Below are 17338 nucleotides of genomic sequence, written 5' to 3'. Positions count from 1 at the left end.
TCCAGGATATCTACGATGGACTTCAGCGACCTCGTGGAGAGGATCTCGCCGTCCGTGGTCGGAGTCGTCACAAGGCAGGTGGACTTCTACACTGGCGATTTGGGCTTCGGCACCGCCTTCTCCATAGGAAACGGGATCTACGCCACGGCTCACCACGTCATAGCCTCGGCCGAGGAGATCGTCTTGGCGACTCCGGAAGGCGACAAGGCAGACGCCGTCGTGATAGCTACCGATCCTGCTGATGACTTAGCCTTGTTGTACTCCGAGCTGAGGACCCCCTCAATACCCCTCGGGAGCGCGTTGAGACTCAAGGTGGGCCAGCCTGTGTTGGCCATAGGCTACCCCTTGGCCTTGTTGGACAAGCCCACCGCGACTCTGGGGATAGTCAGCGCTGTGGGGAGGTCGCTCCGCGTAGGCGATAGGGTTTTCGAGTTCTTGATACAGACCGACGCGGCCATAAACCCCGGCAACTCGGGCGGACCCCTCGTGAACTCGTCAGGAGAGGCCGTCGGCGTCAACTCGGCCATAATAGCGGGAGCCCAAGGGATCGGCTTCGCGGTGCCCATAGATTTCGTGAGGGTAATGTTGGAGATATACCGCAAATACGGCCGCTATGCGAGGCCTACTCTGGGCGTCTATGTCGCTGCTATAAACAAAGCCATGGCCTCGTTCTACGGCCTCCCGGTTAATAAAGGCCTCTTGGTGGCCGCCGTCCAGCCCGGCTCCTACGCGGAGGAGGCGGGGGTCCGCAGAGGCGATATCATAGTCGCCGTGGACGGGAAGCCCGTCGAGAACGTGTTCCAGCTCAGGCTGGCCTTGGCCGAGGCGGTCGTGGAGGGGCGGGCGCCCAAGCTGAGGGTGATCAGGGGAGGTAGGACGTTGGAGCTGTGATCAGTACATATGCACTGAGCCGTCCTTCAACATCTTGCGGAACGCGTATTCGGTCAAGGCGAATCCCACGGCCAAATAGGCCGAGGCGACTACAGCGAGGCGCCAGAGGTCGGGCCATATGGCGCCTAGCCCGGCGCCTTGCAACAAGGCCATCCTCAAGCCGTCGAGCGCCCAAGTGAGGGATAGGCCGTAGCTCGCGTACCTCAGCCATTGCGGCAACACCGAGACGGGGAAGACGACGCCTCCGAGGAGGTTCGAGGCGACAGAGGTGAACAACGCCACGGGGTTGCCCTGTTTGACTATCAAGACTACGGCCCCCGCGATTAGGTTCAAGCCTATTATCGACGCTAGGTAGAGGCCCAGCACCACGGCCGCCGAGATCGGATCGACCGAGTACCTAACGCCGAGGCCTAGGCCTATTAACAACACAGAGATAGCGCTCAGCGAGTTTATGGCCAATCCCCACGCAGTGTTGTAGAGCATGAGGGACATCGGGCTGAGCGGGGACGCTACGAGGTACTCCAACGTGCCGATCAACTCCTCATTCCTCAACCTGCCGGCGAGCGTCACGACGGAGGCCGAGAAGTACCCCTGAAACGCCGTGCCCACGACCACGAAGGCGGTGTAGTCGTTGACCAACGCGCCTCTGCCCAATGTCAAGCCCACGAAGAAGTATATGAAGACCGGGATGGCCCAGTTCGCAACCGTCAAGGCGACTTGGGTCCTGTAGCTGGCCCATATCTTGAAGCCCCTGATTACCAAGAAGACGTAGAGCTTGTCCAGAACGCCCATCAGTCCCCCCACCTCCTCCCGAGCCTCTCGGACCTCCTCGCGTTGTCCTCGGCCACGGCCGTCAACACCTCTACGTCGAGTATCCGCGCGCCGCCCAGCTTGGCGACGTATTCGCCCAACTGCCGAACGTCTAATGTCACTAAATATCTGCCCTTGTCTATTTCGACCACCGATGCGCCGTCGCGGGGGGCGGGCCCTTCTATCAACAGCCTCACCAGCTTCAAGCTGGGCGATTCGCCGATTATCCTCTTGTTGAGGTACACTACGGAGTCCGCCAACGCTATCTCCTGGGGATCGTGCGACGCTATTAAGATAGTCTTGTCTCCCTTGAGCTTCTTGAGGTAATTCAAGGCGATCCTCTTGGCGTCGACATCCATGCCGCTGGTCGGCTCGTCCAAGAGCAAAACGTCGGGGTCGTGTATCAAGGCCCTCGCGAGCTCGAGCCTCCTCATCATGCCCGTGCTGTAGCCGGCGACTAGGTCGTGGGCCCGCTCCCTCAGCCCGAGCTCGTCTAGGAGCTGGAGGGCCCTCCTCCTCGCCTCTCTCACGGAGAGGCCGTAAAGCGCTCCGAAGAACACCAAGTTGTCCACAGCGGTGAGCCTCCAGTAGACGCCTCTGTCCATGGGCGTGGCGAAGCCGACCGACCTCTTGGCCTTCGGCGTTCGCGCCGGACTGCCGTGGACGTAGACCTCGCCCTTATCGGGCGCCAGGATCCCGGCGGCTAGCTTGAGTAGAGTGGTCTTGCCGGCTCCATTGGGGCCGACCAAGGCGATTGCCCGGCCCTCGGCCACGCGCAACGTGACGTCCTCGACGGCGACGACGCGGCCGAACCTCTTGGAGACGTCGTCGAAAAACACGGCGTCCACGTAGAAATCGATATATCGCATATTTAAATCTTAAGAGATATTAACACAAGCCCTCTGCCTCATATGGACTTCAAAGAGGCCATGCGCACGCTCTACAAGGGCTATCTCTACCAGCTAATAGTCTTGTTGGCCGTACTGGCCCTATCTTTGGGGCTGGCGATAGCGATTTTTCTATCCACGATCCCCGCGTTGCCGACGCGCCTCCCGCGTCCAGCCATCTCGGGCGCCTCAGCTCCGATGATCTTCGCCGTTGCGGGCCTCGCCTTAATCGGCTTCTTGTTGGCGGCGCTTATCCTAGTGTTCTTCCTATACATATTTAGAGGCTATCGCGCCTTGCATAGGCTCGGGGTGAAATGGGCTTGGTGGCTGGCTTGGGGGCCCATAGCGATGGCCGCGCTCGTGGCTATCTTTGCCGCCGCGTTGGCTCTGTACCGCCCGGCGCTCTTAGCGCGCATCGAGGCGTATCCAATGCGCGCGTATGAGGCGATCTTGGAAGAGCCGATGCTCCTCGGCATATTTATCGTAGTCGAGGCCATGTACTTGTTGTTAGTCGTCGCCAAGGCGTTGACCCTCAACGACCTCCGCAAACGCGCCGGAGTCGGCCTCTTCGCCGTCGCGTTGGTACTGCTAATAATCGGCTTTCTATTATCGTATTTGCCGTCGGTTTATTATGTAGGCGGCTTAGTCCTCTTCGCGGAGTATATCGCCGAGATGTTGGCTTATAGAGAGGCGGCGCGTTAGCTAGTGGCCACGGCCTCTTCGTGAAAGACTATTGAAGCAGGTGTGTTCAATAAGGCGACGTATCCGCCGAATGCTTGGACCAACGTCTTGCTCTCTTCGACGCCCCTGGGCACCACCTCGACCTTGACGCCCTTGGAGTCACCCCGCATGATGAGGTCGAGCACCTCGTCCTCGCCTAGCTCCTCGGCTACCACCACCACGTCGGCTACGCCCATCTCCATGGCCTTTACGACCTTCTCCTTGCCGTAGACCATATAGTCGCTCTTCTTCACGGCGTAATACATCACCTTGTCCATCAGCTCCTTGGCCTTGACGTATTCGCTCTCCTTGAGCTGCTCCTCGGCGTTTCTTATAGCCTCTATAACGCCGTATTCGTTGGCGCAACAAGCCGATACAACCGCGAGCACTTTGTCCTTGAGTCGGTAGTCGAGGCCGCCCTCCTCGAGGAAGTCCTCCTTGGTAGGGCCTGGCCCCGCCACGATCAAGCCCTTGAGGCCCGGCATGGAGAGGAACACCTTATTCGCCTCCTCCGCCACAAGCTTGTAAAAAGTCTCGGCCAAATGTTCGGTCTGTCGCTTGTAGCGGTTGGCCGACTGGCCGCCAGCGCTGTGCTTCCCGGGGACGAAGAACTGCACGGTCTTTATGATCTCCCATTGGCCTCCCCTCAACACGGCCAACACGGCCTCGCCCCTCTCGACGACCACTATGCCGTAGGCCGTGCTCGATTTGATCTGCTCCTCCAGTATCTCCGTGTGGAACGTCGTATCGCATATGTACTTGAAGGTGTAGATGGGCTGCGGCGGCACCACCACGTAGTAGACCCACTCGTAGTTGCCGGGGTTTATCATGTGGAACCCCGCGAAGACGGCCATGCCGTTCTCGGGCGCTTTGGCCTCGCCCTTTAAATTGTTCACGATTCGCTCTAAGGTGTCCTGGACGTGGGTACGCGTGGTCTTGTCCTTTATGTTAGACGCCGTGGACCACTCGCTGCGGAGCAAGGACAATACGTCGGGCATGGGCCTCTCACTGTTGATGTAGAGCGTGATCAACGTCGTCGCGTATCCTCTGAACTTCTTGAGTAAGTTGATAAAGGCCCTGAGCTCCACGGCCGTCTTGGCGACATAAACGCCGTTAGGAGGACGATTTATCATGGCGGTTCTACGCAAAATCCCTATAAATACTTGACGCACATAGGCTTTCTGCTACCCTGGCGGAGTTCAGAGGTCTATCCTCTTGTCGGCTACCTCCTCGAACTCGCCTAAATGGGAGGTCACCAGAATCGTCTTCACGTCCCTCGAAAGGTCTCTGACCAGCTCCACGATCCTCCGGCGGTGGATCTCGTCCAGGTGTTCGGTGGGTTCGTCCAGGATCAAAAACGGAGGCCTCCCCAAGAGGGCCTTCGCGAGCGCCACCCGCAACGCCAACGCGACTAGGTTGGCCTCCCCGATCGAGAGCGCCGTGTGTAGGAAGCGTTGGCCGTCGTCTCTGGACACAACGACGTAGTAACGCCCCTCGACTTGCGCCAGCTCGGCAGAACGGAAGGCTTCCTTGTGCCTCAGCCTTAAGAACGTCGCGTTGAGCTCGGCGTTGACGGCCTCTATTAGAATCCTCCTGGCGATGGGCTTTATCTCCTTCAGCGCTCCCCTCACGGCCTTCCCCTTCTCCTCCGCCTTTGCGTGCACCTCGAAGTCCCTCCGCGCGGCCTCCAGCTCTTCGCCGACCCTCTCGGCCTCGGCCCTAATTGCCGATAACTGCCTCGCCAACTCCTCGGCTCTAGAAGCGGCCTTCAGATAGGCCTCGGCCTTCGCCTTTAGCTCCTCGTAGGTCTTGCCCAGCTCCTCCAGCTTAGGCCTTAGGGAGGCCAACTGGGCTTCGACCTCCTTGAGCCGCGATCTGGTCTCGGAGAGCTCCCTCTCGGCCTCGGCCCTCTTGGCCTCCAACGCCTTGAGCTCCGCCTCGATCCTCCTCCGCGCGGCCGTCCGCGCCGCGAGCTCCGCCCTCCTTCTCTCGAGCGATTTCTGCTCCTCGTAAAGCCTTTTCAACTCCTCGAGCCTCCTCCTCAGCTCGTCCACGTCGAGGGATAAGTAGTCCTTGACCTTCAAGTACTCCTCCCTAGCTCTCTCGAGCCTCCTCACAGACGACTCGACCTCGAGGAGCTTGGCCTCCAGCCTTCTGAGCTCCTCCTCGAGCCTCTTGGCCTCCTCCTCGTGCTTCTTGATCGTCTGAGGGTTCAAGGGGCCTCCGCATACTGGGCACCTCCCGCCGGCAGCCCTCCCGGCTAACTTGGCCACCTCCTTGGCCAGCCCGAGCCTCGCCAAGACCTCGGCCCTCTTGGTCCTCAACTCCTCCCTCTCCTTATACGCCGCCTCCAACTCCTCCGGCTTGAAGGACTTGGCCATCTGCAGATCCGCCGAGGCCAAAATATCGGCGATTCTCTTCGCCTCGTAATAGCGCGACTCCACGGACGGGTCCGGTTGGGGGAGCGAGGCCAGCTCGGCCTCCAGCTTCTCCAGCTCCTTGAGCTCCTCGACCTTCCTCTCTATCTCTAAGTCCAGCTCGACCAACTCCTCCTCCAACTTGTCGACGAGAGTTCTAAGCGATTTGGCCTCTTGCTCCAACGCGGCGACTTTCTCCCTCAACGACGCCAGCTCCCTCTCGGCCTCCTCGTATCGACGAAAATACGGCTTGAGGGCCTCGGCGTTTCTCGACGCCTCGGCCAACTGGGTCTCCACCTCGCGCGCCCGCTTAGCTAGATCCTCCGATCTCTTGCGAAGCTCCTCCGCGCGGCCGGCCGCCCTCTCCTTGCGCCTCGACACGTCGGCTAGGAGCTCCCTCATTATCTCGTCCAAGTCGTCGAATTCGTCCAGCCTAAATAGCCTATCTATGTACTCGGGCTCTGCTAAAATGCGCCGTAGCTCTCCTTGTCTTATATAGGCGAGGTTCGCGAACTCGTCGACGCCCAGCCCCAACGCCTTCACGACAAGCGCCGTGACGTCTTGATCGCCTCTGGCCACCATCTTGCCGTCGGCCATCAAGTACGTGCCGGACGTCGACGTGCCCGAGGAGCTGAAGCGCCTGGCCACTACGTACTCGACCCCGTCGATCCCCACGAAGGACAGCTGCACGGACCCCTCGACGGCCCCCCTCCTCACTAGGTCGGCCCATCTGCTCTTAGTCTTCTGGAGCCACCTCGACCCGTATAAGGCGATCGCGATGGCCTCGAGGAGGCTGCTCTTCCCGGCGCCGTTAGGCCCATAGACGAAGTTGACCCCCTCCACGAAGTCCGCGGAGAGCTCCTCGTGTATTTTGAAGTTCCTAAGCTCTATCCGCTTCAGCATAGAGCCACTCCCTCAAAATCTTCTCGGCCATGGCCTTATCCCCATCTCTGACGTAGGCGAGGGCCTTGGCGACGGCGTCGGCGCCAGCGCCGAGCTTCTCCCTCAACAGCCTCTCCACGGCCTCGTAGGCCGAGCCGGTCCTGACGACAACTCCTCTGGGCTTCTTGGTTCTGTCCACGACGTCTACGTAAAGCGCCTTGGAGAAGAAGGCGGCGTATCTCGACGGCCTTATATCCCCCTCCGCCTCGCCGTACAGCTCCACCTTCACCACGGCCCCAGCCTCATCGAATCTCCTGGCCGCTTCATCGAACACCGCCTCGATATCCTTGAAGTCCTCGAGGAATAGTCTGAGCCTCAACATCCTCCGCCTCGGCCTCAAGAGGACCTCCTTGACCGAGGCGGCCTTGCCGGCGACGTCGACGAGGTAGATCCCCTTGGGCGCGGCCTCTTGCCTCATCTCCCACTTCCCGCCCGCTCGGTCCCAAGTCTCGAACTCCCCCGAGTCCCACAGCTCGAGCGAGCCGGCCCAAAGCGCTTGGACGGACCCGTTTGCGCCCGGAACGGCCGCTGATGCTCCGTGGTCGTGGACGTGGCCGGCCGCTATGTGCACGGCCTTGATGCCCGAGAGGGCCCTCAAGGGCATTGTGAACTCGTCGACGGCCGAGGGGTACCTCGCCTTGACCCCCTCTACTGCCTGGTGCATCGCCAAAACGGAGCCGGGCCTCGCCGAGAGCACTCTTTGTCTGAACTCATCGGCCCTGGAGCGGGGGGTGGCGCATGCGCCGTATATCCAAACGCCGCCTAGGTCGGCCTCGTCGAAGCACAAAAGCCTTATGGCCCTCACTCTGTCCAAGATGCGGAGCGGCGTTTCCTCGGGCCTCAAATAGCTGTAGTCGTGGTTGCCGCCTATTGCGTACACGGGCAATCCCGCCTCGGCCAAGACGTCGAGCGCCCTCAATAGGACCCGCGTAGAGGGCCTCCTGGTGTCCAACAAGTCGCCCGTGATCGCCACGGCGTCAGCCGATTTGGCCGACCTCAACGCATCGGCGAGTGCTTGGAAGTAGTCCTCCTCCCTCTCCTTCAAGTGGTATTGTTGCCTGCCCAAATGCGCATCCGATAAGTGGGCTATCCTCATGCGGCCCTCCTCACCTTCACCACCTCGGAGAGGGCTCTGTAGACGTGGTGGCAGCCCGCGGACCCGCACTTGCTGCACTTGGCGTAGCCCTTCTCTATAGACAATTCGACCTCGGCGCCGTCTGATAGAAGGACCCTCCACGAGCCGCCGTCCGACGTTATGGACTTAGCCGAGAGGCTCGAGGACGCCAAGGCCGTCGAGGGGGGCGGAGGGGCCTTGAAGAGCCTCCTCCAAATAGTCGTTATGTCGGCGTCGGCCTTGCGCCACGCCGCGGCGAGGGATATATCGGCGCCGCCGTATTCCAACACCCTATCCCTGAGCCTTATGACCGCCGGAAGGCGGACCACGGGGCCCAAGACCACGGCCTCGCCTTTGTCGAGGCCGGGCAAGTTCTCGAGGTATTCTTGCGCCAACTGCTCGCTGCTATCCCTCACGGCCTCTTGGTCCTTGGGGTTTACGATCCTCATTATGATCTGCGACTGCATTTGGCTCATGACGTCGGGGTCGACCCTCGAGGGGCGCTGGGAGATCACGACGAGGTAAACGCCGAACTTCCTGCCCTCCGCCGCTATGCGGGAGATGGCCTCGTAGGCCCTCGTCCTCCTGACCGATTTAGGCGGGGCGAACCTGTGCGCCTCCTCGACCACTACGACGACGGGCCTCTCCAGCTTGACGCCGGGGAGGCCCCTCACTTGTCTGACCCTGGCCTTGAAGATCCTCGACAAGATGTGCCAAGCCACGTAGTCTTGTATCTCGTCGCCGACTCCGGCCAGATTGACCACGGTCAAATCGGCCATTATTTTGGCCAAAGGCGTGGTCTTGGCCGAGAACACGCCCAGGCGGGCCAGCCTTCTCAAATACGCCGTCGCGCTGAATATCGAGTGTTTATCCCTTTTCGCGAGCTCCGCCAACTCGCCGATTTTCTCTTCGTCCTCCACGCCCCAGCCCTTCAAGAGCTTCCTCAGTTGTTGTTCCCCCCTAAGGGCGGACGCCAGTATTTCGGCCAAGCCCTTGGGCCCCACCCGCCTAGCGCCGGCCTTCTCCGCAGATTTCGCCAAGGCGTGGGCTAAGTATATCGAATAGCGAATCTTGGTGGCCTTCGGCGGCACGCCGGCCGCGTCGGCGAGGGCGTCGGGGTCCATGTCCAACACGCCTATTTTGTACATAACATCGCCTGCGTGGCGCCTCGACACCTTGACCGTCAACGCGTTCACGCCCCCCAGCCTATTGGCCGTGTCCCTGACCGCCACGTACTCCCCATGCGGGTCGAGCACGACGACTAGGGCCCCCTTCTTGAGGAGCTCCTCTATGAGCACCACGCTGAACCAAGTCTTGCCAGATCCGGTAGCCGCTATGACGGCCATATGCCTTTTTATCCCCTCAACGTCTAGGCAGAGGTCCAGAGGCCTGGCCGAGAGCCTCCCGACGCAGAGATCCCCTGAGCCGTAGAGCTCCGCGACTTCATTATCGGAGGCCAAATACACCGGCGCGCCTATCCTCGGGGGGAGCTTCGGCATGCGTATCTCGCCGTTCCAGAGATAGCCCAGTATCTTGACCTTAGCTATCTGCACCTCCAGCAAGTCGTGGGACACGCTCTCGACGACGTTGTATAGGGGGAGATCCCTCTTGAGCTGATAGGGATCCCTTATCACCTTGACTATCTGGCCCAACAACCTCACCTGCACCGCCTCCTCCTCGTCGGGAGGGACCTCGACGCTGTCCACGGCGACGTACTCGTACAGCCTCACTGGCTTTTCAGGATCCAGCGTGGCCAAGAACTCCGTGGGCGTCGCGCTGGCTATGACGTATCCTATCTTCATGGAGCGCCGGCGGCAGATTTTTGTCTAAAAACGACGATCACGTCATAATATCCATAGGGCTTAAATAGGCTCAGCTCACGCAGGAGGAGGGGGGTAGATAATAAGTTTTTGCCTACAAGCCCATGGCCATCTTGATCCTCCTCGCCATGGATACCCCGGCGCCCTTCAGCATTTGTTTTATATACACGGCGTATTCGGCGAGCTGGCTCCTCTTGAAGGAGGCCACCTCGTGGGCGTACCAGAGCCAGTAGTTGTAATGGGCCTCGTCCTTGTACTGCGCCAACAACAAGGATACCGCGTCGTCGACCGACGCTTGAGGGTAGAAGGCCTTAACTGACGCCCCGTCGAACATCCTGCTGCGGGCCAACGGCGTCTCCACGAGGAGCGGCTCTGAGGACTCTGAGGGTTTTAGATAGAACAAGATCACTTTGGGCACGGAGGAGAGGGCCTCGTGCGCCATCCTCAAATAATCCGACGTCGAGCTCTCCCCTCTAAAGGCCATTGCGTCCTCGACTCTGTCCTCGACGGCGTCCATGAGCTTGCTCACCGACGTTAGACCCTTGTAGCTCATATAAGCGTCGCATGCGCCGAGCAACATCGGGGTCGTATAGGCGCGCGCCTTCATGCCGGCGAGCACCACCGCGTCGGTCACGGACTGCTTAAACAAGGCGTCCAACGCGGGCGCCGCCTCGGGGTCGCCCTTGAGCCTCTGATATGCCGAAAAGATCGCGCGTCTGAACCTCCTCAACCACATCACCGAGTACCAGCTCAGCCCCTTATCGACTATGAAGTCGTCTATCTTGCCCCTCAAGGCCTCAAAGGCGACGTATTCCTTCAGGATCTTGAACCTCGAGTCTTTAGACACGAAGACTACTCGGACCCCCGCCTCCTCGGCCTTCTTGAGGAGCTCCGTCAACGAGAAGAGAGCCATTATCATCTCCGGGACGTAGAATATGGACTGGAACTCCCTCGTCAATATGAGATTATGTATTAACATAATGGCCTTTGCGTAGAGAGAGCCGTCCATGAGCAAGTAGTCGAAACCGCCTTCCTCTAACGCCGCAACGCCCGCTAGCGACTCGGCCAGGATGAGGTAGGCCCACGACGCGGCCGCCGAGTCCACTGTCAAGACGTCGGCTATGAACTCCCTCTTCAGAAGCCCCCCTCCGACAGCCGCGGCGCGCGCGAGGAGTATTTTGTGGCCGTTGTCGAGCTCCACTACGCCTATCCCGCCGTCCACGGCAGCGGTCGGCGCGTCCGTAGAGGCCTCGGGGGCCTCCTCGATCGGTATCATGGATAGAAGAAAACTGAAAGAGCGGCCCGACCTCTGATACTCGACGTACTTATCGATCTTCCTCCTCGCCTCCCTTATGAACAGATCGAAGAAGTGATCCACATAATAACTAAGCCGTATAAATAGGGCTTATTGCTACGCCTCGAGGAGGGCTCATAAAAAGTTTTAATCCAGCCTCCGGAATCGCGCAGAGCGCCGTATAGGGCAAAGTAAAATACGGGTGGTTGAGGGCTAATGTGGCCGAGGTGTTGGAGGCAAGGTTCCAGAGGGCCGTCTTCAAGGGATCGGAGGACGTCCTAGTAGCCGACTTCGAGGCCAGGTACGGCTCCCGCTGGGTCCAACTAATGGAGGCCTCGGAGGGGGCCGGCGAGGAGGACGTGAAGAGGGCCGAGGCCAGCTCGGGGGAGTTGGCCGCGCTTGTGTCCTCCAGGATCGACGACGAGCGGCTGGCCGCGCTGTACGCCAGATATGCGAGGAGTTTAACCGTTGAGGGGCAACTGGTGTTGGGGCTTGAGCTGTTAGGGCTCACCGACGCGTACGAGAAGCTGATAAGGTGGGGCCTCGCGATGCACTTCTCCGACGACGTGGTGGCCTCGCCGCCCTACTTGGCCGGGCTCTTAAGCCGCTATATGGCTGTCCCCGCATCGGTGGAGCTGAACGTGGCCGAGGAGCTCCGCTCTCTCGACGACCCGCGTCTGCTCGCCTTGGTGGAAGGCGAGGCGGCTGGCGATGCCGATTGGGGCCTATACGAGGAAGTCTACGGCCCGAGGCCCTCCTCGAGGCTCAAGATAGGCTCCCTCGCTATATTCGACCCCGAGCTCGGCCTAGTCGTGAACCCGGCCACCTACCCCGACTTGGTGCTCGAGGAGCTCTTGGCCTTGAAGGAGATGAGGGCCAGGAGGATGGCGTCTGCGCTGGGCCTACACGGCGAGTACGAGTTCGACTCGAGGTCCAGGTGCGGGCTGGCCTATTTGTCCATCGACGGGACGGCCGACGGGAGCGCGGAGATCTACGTGTGCCCTTGGCTGGCAGTACCCGCCTCAGTCTCGAGGAGGAGGTTCAACAAGGTCTTCGTCGTCTGGGGCCCTCCGCCCCAACAATTGAAGCGACGGCGCGATATGTTCGTCTTTCTGTACGAAGAAGGCGCTAAGGTCTTCTACCCGGATAAACAGAAGCCCGTCCACGAACACCTAGTGGACCTCCTTTACAGATCAGGCCTGGCCGTGGTCGAGGAGTGAGCGCCTCCCGCGAGGTATATCTCGAGTTGCCCTTACGATGGGCGTCGAAGCGGATCTCGTACACGCTTTTCGATCGCGGCGATTACGCAGCGCTCGACGTTTGATGAAAATTCTGCACGGCAAAGATTAAACCGGCTTCTCTTCTTCTCCACGTGCTTAAGCTCTTGCTCTTATCGGCCTTGAGCGCGACGGGTGTTGTGTACGCCATATTCTTTAAGCCGAAGGGGATTTGCCGAAGGGCGCGCCTCATGGGTTGCGAAGTAGTCCTCGTCTCGCCTTACGCGAGGCCTTTTGGAGTCCCTCTGGAGTATATAGGCGCCTTGTGGTTCGCCGGGACGGTCCCGGCGTATCTCATAGGCGCAGGCGCCGCGTGGGCGCTCTTGGGGATTATAGGAGTCGCCGTGTTGGCGGCGCTGGAGGCTAAGTTGCGGGCGTTTTGTCTATACTGTACGGTGGCCCACGCAATCGGCTTGGCCATCTCCTTTATTTTATTGTTATGAGCGCATTAAGACGTCTGCCTGTACACCGCCCAGCACGCTCGACTTGAGCGCGTCCGCTAGCCAATCAGAGCTGGGGCGTGCCCCTCCCCGGCAAGCCGCAAACGCCCCGAGGGTGAGGCCGTTGGCCGACAAAAATGAGAGGCGAAGGGGGCACTAGGGGGCCCAGACCCCCGCTTCTCTAAGCACGTCTATGAACTCCTCCAGGGTTGCGCCGGAGATCTTCTGGGCTAACCTCAAGTCGCCGGTTTCTATGAACAACAACACAGCGGCCTTCAAACTTAGGCGGAAGGGATTCTATGAATTTCCAGTCGGCCTCCTCTCTCCTAATACGCCTAGCCTCCTCCTCCCTCTCCACAAGCTCTTGTATATCCACGATAACTTAGAGGATCCGAAATAAAACTACTCGGTGGTGTGTATAGAAGCGTCCATCGCCTGCTCTATCTAGCGAGCTTCCGCCTCTGCTGATCCCCATCACGTCGAAGGGCTAGACCGCCCACGCGCCCCTCGCCCCACATCCCGATCAGCCAACGGCCTCACCTTCGGGGCATACGCGGCTTGCCGAGCTCTGCCCAGCCCCGCGCGGCGGGCGGGCGCCTTTTGGGCCCTCTCGAGCTCCTCTATTTAGCCGCGGGAGGGCTGGACAGGGCGGATCTAGATGGTTATGATGACCTTGCCCAGTCTGTCCGAGTCCTCGAGGGCTTTGAGGGCCTCCGGCGCCTCTTCCAGCCGGTATTGGCGATATATGGGGGTCTTGACGAGGCCCCTTTCTACAAGGGAAGTCAGTAGTTCGAGGTCCACGCGCCTTCCCCCGGTGCTGCCCAGCACCGAGAGCTGGGAGCCGTAGAGCTTGCGGAGGTCTAGCCTCGCCTCGCTCCCCGTCAACGCGCCGGCCGTTACATACCTCCCTCCCCTCGCCAAGATGGACAAGCTTAGCTCCCAAGTAGCGGCGCCGACGGGGTCTATCACCACGTCGAAAGGAGGCGCCCTCCTTGCCTCCTCGGGCGTCAACACCTCGTCTGCGCCCAGCTCCCTCAACTGCGTGGCGAATTTATCCGCCCTCCTCGTCACCGCGACTACGTAAGCGCCTGCGAGCTTGGCCAGCTGGACTGCGTAGACGCCCACGTTTCCCGTGGCGCCGATCACGGCCACTCTTTCGCCGAGGGCCACGCCGGCGCGTCTCACCATGTTAAAAGCAGTGAGGCCCCCCACGGGGAGGCCCACCGCTTGTTCGGGAGGGGCGGAGGTCTTCACCAAATTACGGGCTGGCACGGACGCCAGCTCGGCCCAGCCGCCGTGTGCGACCACGCCGATGATGCCGCCCGCCTCGCACAACTGGGTCTCTCCTCTTAGGCACTGCCTACACCCCCCGCAGAAGATCCTGTTGTACACCACCACGCGGTCGCCCCTCTTGAACTCGCTAGTCCCGGGGTCTAGCACCTCGCCCACGAACTCCGCGCCGGGGATGTGGGGCATGGGGGACGCTCGTACAGCCCCGCTAACGACCATTCTGTCTATGGGATTGACGCCGGCTTGGAGGACCTTTATCAAGACCTCCCCGTGCCTCCTCTCGGGGTCCGGGAACTCTCCAACTTTCAGCTCTCCAGGCGTCTCGAAATAGGCGGCCCTCATTCCTCCACGACGTAGTTCCTCAGCCTGCCCACCCTCTCCACCTCGGCCTCCACCACGTCCCCGCCCTTCAAGAACTTGCCCTTGGGGAAGCCCACGCCGGGCGGCGTGCCCGTGAAGATCAAGTCGCCTGGCTTTAGGGTTATCCCTTGCGAAGCCCAGTGTATTAGCTGTTGTACGTTGAATATCAGCTCCGACGTGTTGCCCTCTTGCTCCAACACTCCGTTCACCCAAAGCCTGAGGCTCAGCTTGTTGGGGTCCTCCACCTCGTCCCTAGTGACTATCCAAGGCCCCACCGGAGCCGCCGTGTCCATGGACTTGCCCCATATCCAGTTCTGGCCGTAGGGGTTCAACTGCTGAGGCCAGCCGGGCGGAAATTGCCAATCCCTGACCGAGATGTCGTTGCCCACTGCGTAGCCGAAGACGTAATCGAGCGCCTCCTCCGGGGAGATGTACTTGCCTGCGCGCCCCATCACGACCACTAGCTCCACCTCCCAGTCCACTTTCTGCGCCACCTTGTGCTTTATCACCTTGCCCTCGTGCCCCACCAAGGCGTTGGGAAACTTGGGGAAGAAATAGGGCCTCTCGGGCGGCTTGACGCCCGTCTCTTGGCCGTGCGCCTTGTAGTTCACGGCCACGGCGAATATCTTCTCGGGGTCCGGCACGGGAGGCTCCCAGATGAACTCGCCCGGCGCGTAGAAAGGCCCCTTGGCCTTGGCCTCCAGCCTCTTCACGATCTCTAGGCCGGGCTCCCCCACCGCAATGAGCTTGCGCATACTGTAGAGGAAGTCCGGCGCCTCGGCGGCTCCGAAAGTTCGCCTATACGCCTCCGGCAAATCGAGGATTCTCCCCTCCTTCCAGAGGCCCACCTTCACCACGCCGTCTTTCCTAAACGTGAGCAACTTCATGAAGCGGTCATAACGGCTCTTTAAATCAATAACGACGATGGTCGCGTCGTGCGTGATATGAGTCGACGAAGTTCTCCACGGCTTTAGGCAACTCGCAAGCCATGTGGCCGTACCTTCTAGAAAATTCCGATCTCTAGAACTGGGCGCCGTTGGCCGGCGGCCGCGCGTCTTCTCGAGCCATGAAAATTGTGCACTCCCCGAAGTCTTTATGTTTCGTAAACGGGATCCGTGCTGTGGAGCTCGCCAAGAGGAGGGTGTTGGATCTCCGAGGCTACGTCTGCCCGTATCCGCAACTCGCTACGCTTAAGGCTTTGAGGTCCATGGAGCCCGGCGAGGAGCTCGAGGTCGTGACGGACAATCCGCCGTCGGTGCAGAACGTGCCTGCCATAGCCAAGAAGGAGGGCCACGAGGTGGTCGGCGTGTACCAAATCGGCGAGGGCCTCTGGAAGATAGTTATCAGGAAGAGATGAACCCCACAGAGAAGTTCAAGGAGAGGGTGAGGATATATAGAGAGGCGGGCATCGCGCTCGAGTCGCTCTCGTTGGGCTGTTCCGTCAAGGTGGACCTCTACGACGTCTTGTACCCCGCCATAGAGTTGTTGAGGGACGAGATATCGCGCTTGAACTTAATCATAGCGCCCAGGGAGGACGCCGCAATAGTCAAAGGCGCTGAGGCGGAGCTGAGGCGCCTCTTCTTGGACCCAGAGGATCCCAGAGTGGACCCCGCCTTCCTCGAGTCCTATGCCCCCGATTTGGCCATAGTGTTGGTCCAGCTCTATATGGCCAAGGCCGCCACGCCGGACAAGTTCGCCGAGTACGCGGCCAAGCTCTACAAGGCCTTGGGCTCCTCAAGGCATAGGGTTTGGCTGGGCAAGGGCCACTCCATAGTCAGCACGAAGAAAGGCGCCGAGTTCTTCATGGTGGACTTCTTGAAGGTCAAGGGGGACGAGGGCTACATCTTAGCCAACAACGACACGATACAAGTGATAGACCCGTCGGAGGACTTGGACTCGCCCTTGCAAGTGGCCGTGGCCTTAAACAACGCGTTGAACGACCTATACGTCAAGGGGGTCCACAAGGATATCGCGATAGCGCCTGTCTACGACGCGCCGGAGCAGTACTTCGGCAGAATCGAGGCAACAGTCAAGGAGCACGCCTCGTCGCTCGGGAAGCTCGTCGAGGCGCCCTTGCCGCGAAGGGGGTATCTGCTCCTGGGCGCCACCGCCTACGGCCCGCTCGACAAGGAGCCCCCGACGTTCTACAACCACATAAACGAGGACTTCGTGGTGATCGTCACGAGGCCTTTCGGGGAGCTCGCGTACTTCACCACGTACGTGGCGATCCATACAGACGAGGAGCTCCTCAAGGCCTTCGAGAAGTCCGTCAAGCCCTTGGAGGAGTTCGAGAAGGAGAAGAGGGCCGTGTTGGAGCTAATGGCGCGCCCCAACGTCGAGGTCGCCCGCGTCGTATACGAACATCTGCCGGAGCTAGGCGGGAGGTTCGACCCGGAGTCCCACATAGCCGCGACGATCGACGTGTCGGGACCAGGCGTGTTCGTCTTCAAGGAAGTGGCCGAGCGCGCCGGCGTGGACGTGGAGCTCCACGACGTGCCCCTCTTGGGTCCGGCCGTCTCTAAATTCGCGGCCGAGAACTTCATCATGCCCGACGCCACGGCCGGCACCAACGGGGCCATAGCCATATTCGTCCACAAGAAGCTGGCCGACGTCTTGTTGGACGAGCTCGAGAAGGTGCCGTGGCTGAGGCCCTCGGTGATAGGGAGGGTGTTGGGCAAGGGCGAGGGACGGCTGATAGTGCCCAACTGGGCGCTTGGGTATATATCCAGCGAGAAGCTGAGGGAAAAGCTCGTAGGGTCGACGCAAGTGCTTGGCGCTCTCGCGGTCAAGAAGGCGGCCAGGGCCAGGGCTCTTATCGAGGGCGAGGTGCAAGGAGTCGGCTTTAGGCCCACGGCGAGGGCCAAGGCGAGGGCCCTCGGCCTCACGGGCTATGCGGCCAACTTGCCCGACGGGAGAGTCGAAGTCGTCGTCGAGGGCGACCGCGACAGGATAGAGAAGTTTCTACAAGAGCTGTGCGCACGCTTCAGCTGCAAGATAGCCGAGCTGACGTGGGAGGCGGCCGAGGGCGCCTTCAAGGACTTCGAGGCGAAGTAGACGCCGGCTTCTACCCTGAACC

At 60.5% G+C, this 17338-nt stretch carries 15 protein-coding genes and 1 pseudogene; 6 read left to right on the top strand and 10 right to left on the bottom strand.

The genetic code is table 11. The features are described 5' to 3' along the window. Positions 1-15: 15 nt before the first annotated feature. On the top strand, positions 16-891 hold the full coding sequence (locus ACZ5PA_RS05580; RefSeq protein ID WP_464929353.1) for a S1C family serine protease: 876 nt from the start codon (positions 16-18) through the stop codon (positions 889-891). Here the strand turns inward: ACZ5PA_RS05580 and ACZ5PA_RS05575 are convergent, their stop codons facing one another. Together ACZ5PA_RS05575 and ACZ5PA_RS05570 are read right to left on the bottom strand one after the other, a co-directional pair. Beyond that, a complete protein-coding gene (locus ACZ5PA_RS05575; RefSeq protein ID WP_464929352.1) occupies positions 892-1683 on the bottom strand; it encodes an ABC transporter permease in 792 nt (263 codons plus the stop codon). Then, entirely contained in the window at positions 1683-2549 is an 867-nt protein-coding gene (locus ACZ5PA_RS05570; RefSeq protein WP_464929351.1) for an ABC transporter ATP-binding protein, read from the bottom strand. The genes ACZ5PA_RS05575 and ACZ5PA_RS05570 overlap by 1 nt, the downstream gene beginning before the upstream one ends. A 63-nt stretch (positions 2550-2612) precedes the next feature. Here ACZ5PA_RS05570 and ACZ5PA_RS05565 point away from each other — a divergent pair, with 63 nt between their 5' ends. Beyond that, positions 2613-3290 carry a hypothetical protein gene (locus ACZ5PA_RS05565; RefSeq protein WP_464929350.1) on the top strand — a complete coding sequence of 226 codons (678 nt, stop codon included), beginning with the start codon at positions 2613-2615 and terminating at the stop codon, positions 3288-3290. Here the strand turns inward: ACZ5PA_RS05565 and prf1 are convergent. From prf1 to ACZ5PA_RS05540, 5 genes are all read right to left on the bottom strand, one after another. After that, positions 3287-4441 carry a peptide chain release factor aRF-1 gene (prf1, locus tag ACZ5PA_RS05560; RefSeq protein WP_464929349.1) on the bottom strand — a complete coding sequence of 385 codons (1155 nt, stop codon included), beginning with the start codon at positions 4439-4441 and terminating at the stop codon, positions 3287-3289. The two genes, ACZ5PA_RS05565 and prf1, sit on opposite strands and share 4 nt — an antisense overlap. A gap of 66 nt (positions 4442-4507) precedes the next feature. After that, positions 4508-6628: an AAA family ATPase gene (locus tag ACZ5PA_RS05555; RefSeq protein WP_464929348.1), complete on the bottom strand. Its 2121-nt coding sequence runs from the start codon at positions 6626-6628 to the stop codon at positions 4508-4510. Then, complete coding sequence (locus tag ACZ5PA_RS05550) at positions 6606-7763, bottom strand: DNA repair exonuclease (protein ID WP_464929347.1); 1158 nt, start codon at positions 7761-7763, stop codon at positions 6606-6608. Before ACZ5PA_RS05550 ends, ACZ5PA_RS05555 begins: the two co-directional genes overlap by 23 nt. Continuing rightward, positions 7760-9583: a helicase HerA domain-containing protein gene (locus ACZ5PA_RS05545; protein WP_464929346.1), complete on the bottom strand. Its 1824-nt coding sequence runs from the start codon at positions 9581-9583 to the stop codon at positions 7760-7762. Before ACZ5PA_RS05545 ends, ACZ5PA_RS05550 begins: the two co-directional genes overlap by 4 nt. A 112-nt stretch (positions 9584-9695) precedes the next feature. Continuing rightward, complete coding sequence (locus ACZ5PA_RS05540; RefSeq protein WP_464929345.1) at positions 9696-10979, bottom strand: DNA double-strand break repair nuclease NurA; 1284 nt, start codon at positions 10977-10979, stop codon at positions 9696-9698. 134 nt (positions 10980-11113) lie between these two features. Here ACZ5PA_RS05540 and ACZ5PA_RS05535 point away from each other — a divergent pair, with 134 nt between their 5' ends. Both ACZ5PA_RS05535 and ACZ5PA_RS05530 read left to right on the top strand, forming a co-directional pair. Beyond that, positions 11114-12115 carry a hypothetical protein gene (locus ACZ5PA_RS05535; RefSeq protein ID WP_464929344.1) on the top strand — a complete coding sequence of 334 codons (1002 nt, stop codon included), beginning with the start codon at positions 11114-11116 and terminating at the stop codon, positions 12113-12115. Between the two features lie 152 nt (positions 12116-12267). Continuing rightward, positions 12268-12615 (top strand): vitamin K epoxide reductase family protein, encoded by a 348-nt coding sequence (locus ACZ5PA_RS05530; RefSeq protein WP_464929343.1) that lies wholly within the window; start codon positions 12268-12270, stop codon positions 12613-12615. 153 nt (positions 12616-12768) lie between these two features. On the opposite strand, the pseudogene ACZ5PA_RS05525 reads toward ACZ5PA_RS05530, so the two are convergent. From ACZ5PA_RS05525 to ACZ5PA_RS05515, 3 genes and pseudogenes are all read right to left on the bottom strand, one after another. Beyond that, positions 12769-12970 (bottom strand): annotated as a pseudogene (locus ACZ5PA_RS05525) (hypothetical protein). A 296-nt stretch (positions 12971-13266) separates the two neighbouring features. Beyond that, the gene (locus tag ACZ5PA_RS05520; protein WP_464929342.1) at positions 13267-14244 is read right to left on the bottom strand and encodes an alcohol dehydrogenase catalytic domain-containing protein; all 978 of its coding nucleotides are present in this window, start codon (positions 14242-14244) and stop codon (positions 13267-13269) included. Then, the gene (locus ACZ5PA_RS05515) at positions 14241-15149 is read right to left on the bottom strand and encodes a fumarylacetoacetate hydrolase family protein (RefSeq protein ID WP_464929341.1); all 909 of its coding nucleotides are present in this window, start codon (positions 15147-15149) and stop codon (positions 14241-14243) included. Before ACZ5PA_RS05515 ends, ACZ5PA_RS05520 begins: the two co-directional genes overlap by 4 nt. Before the next feature lie 233 nt (positions 15150-15382). Between ACZ5PA_RS05515 and ACZ5PA_RS05510 the strand changes: the two genes are divergently transcribed. Continuing rightward, positions 15383-15619 (top strand): sulfurtransferase TusA family protein, encoded by a 237-nt coding sequence (locus ACZ5PA_RS05510; RefSeq protein ID WP_464929340.1) that lies wholly within the window; start codon positions 15383-15385, stop codon positions 15617-15619. Continuing rightward, positions 15616-17316 carry a SelD-related putative sulfur metabolism protein gene (locus ACZ5PA_RS05505; RefSeq protein ID WP_464929339.1) on the top strand — a complete coding sequence of 567 codons (1701 nt, stop codon included), beginning with the start codon at positions 15616-15618 and terminating at the stop codon, positions 17314-17316. The genes ACZ5PA_RS05510 and ACZ5PA_RS05505 overlap by 4 nt, the downstream gene beginning before the upstream one ends. The last annotated feature ends 22 nt before the right edge of the window (positions 17317-17338 follow it).

This window comes from Thermoproteus thermophilus, assembly GCF_055392855.1.
The sequence above is the reverse complement of the archived record's forward strand: the minus strand, read 5'-3'. Positions and strand labels throughout refer to the sequence as shown.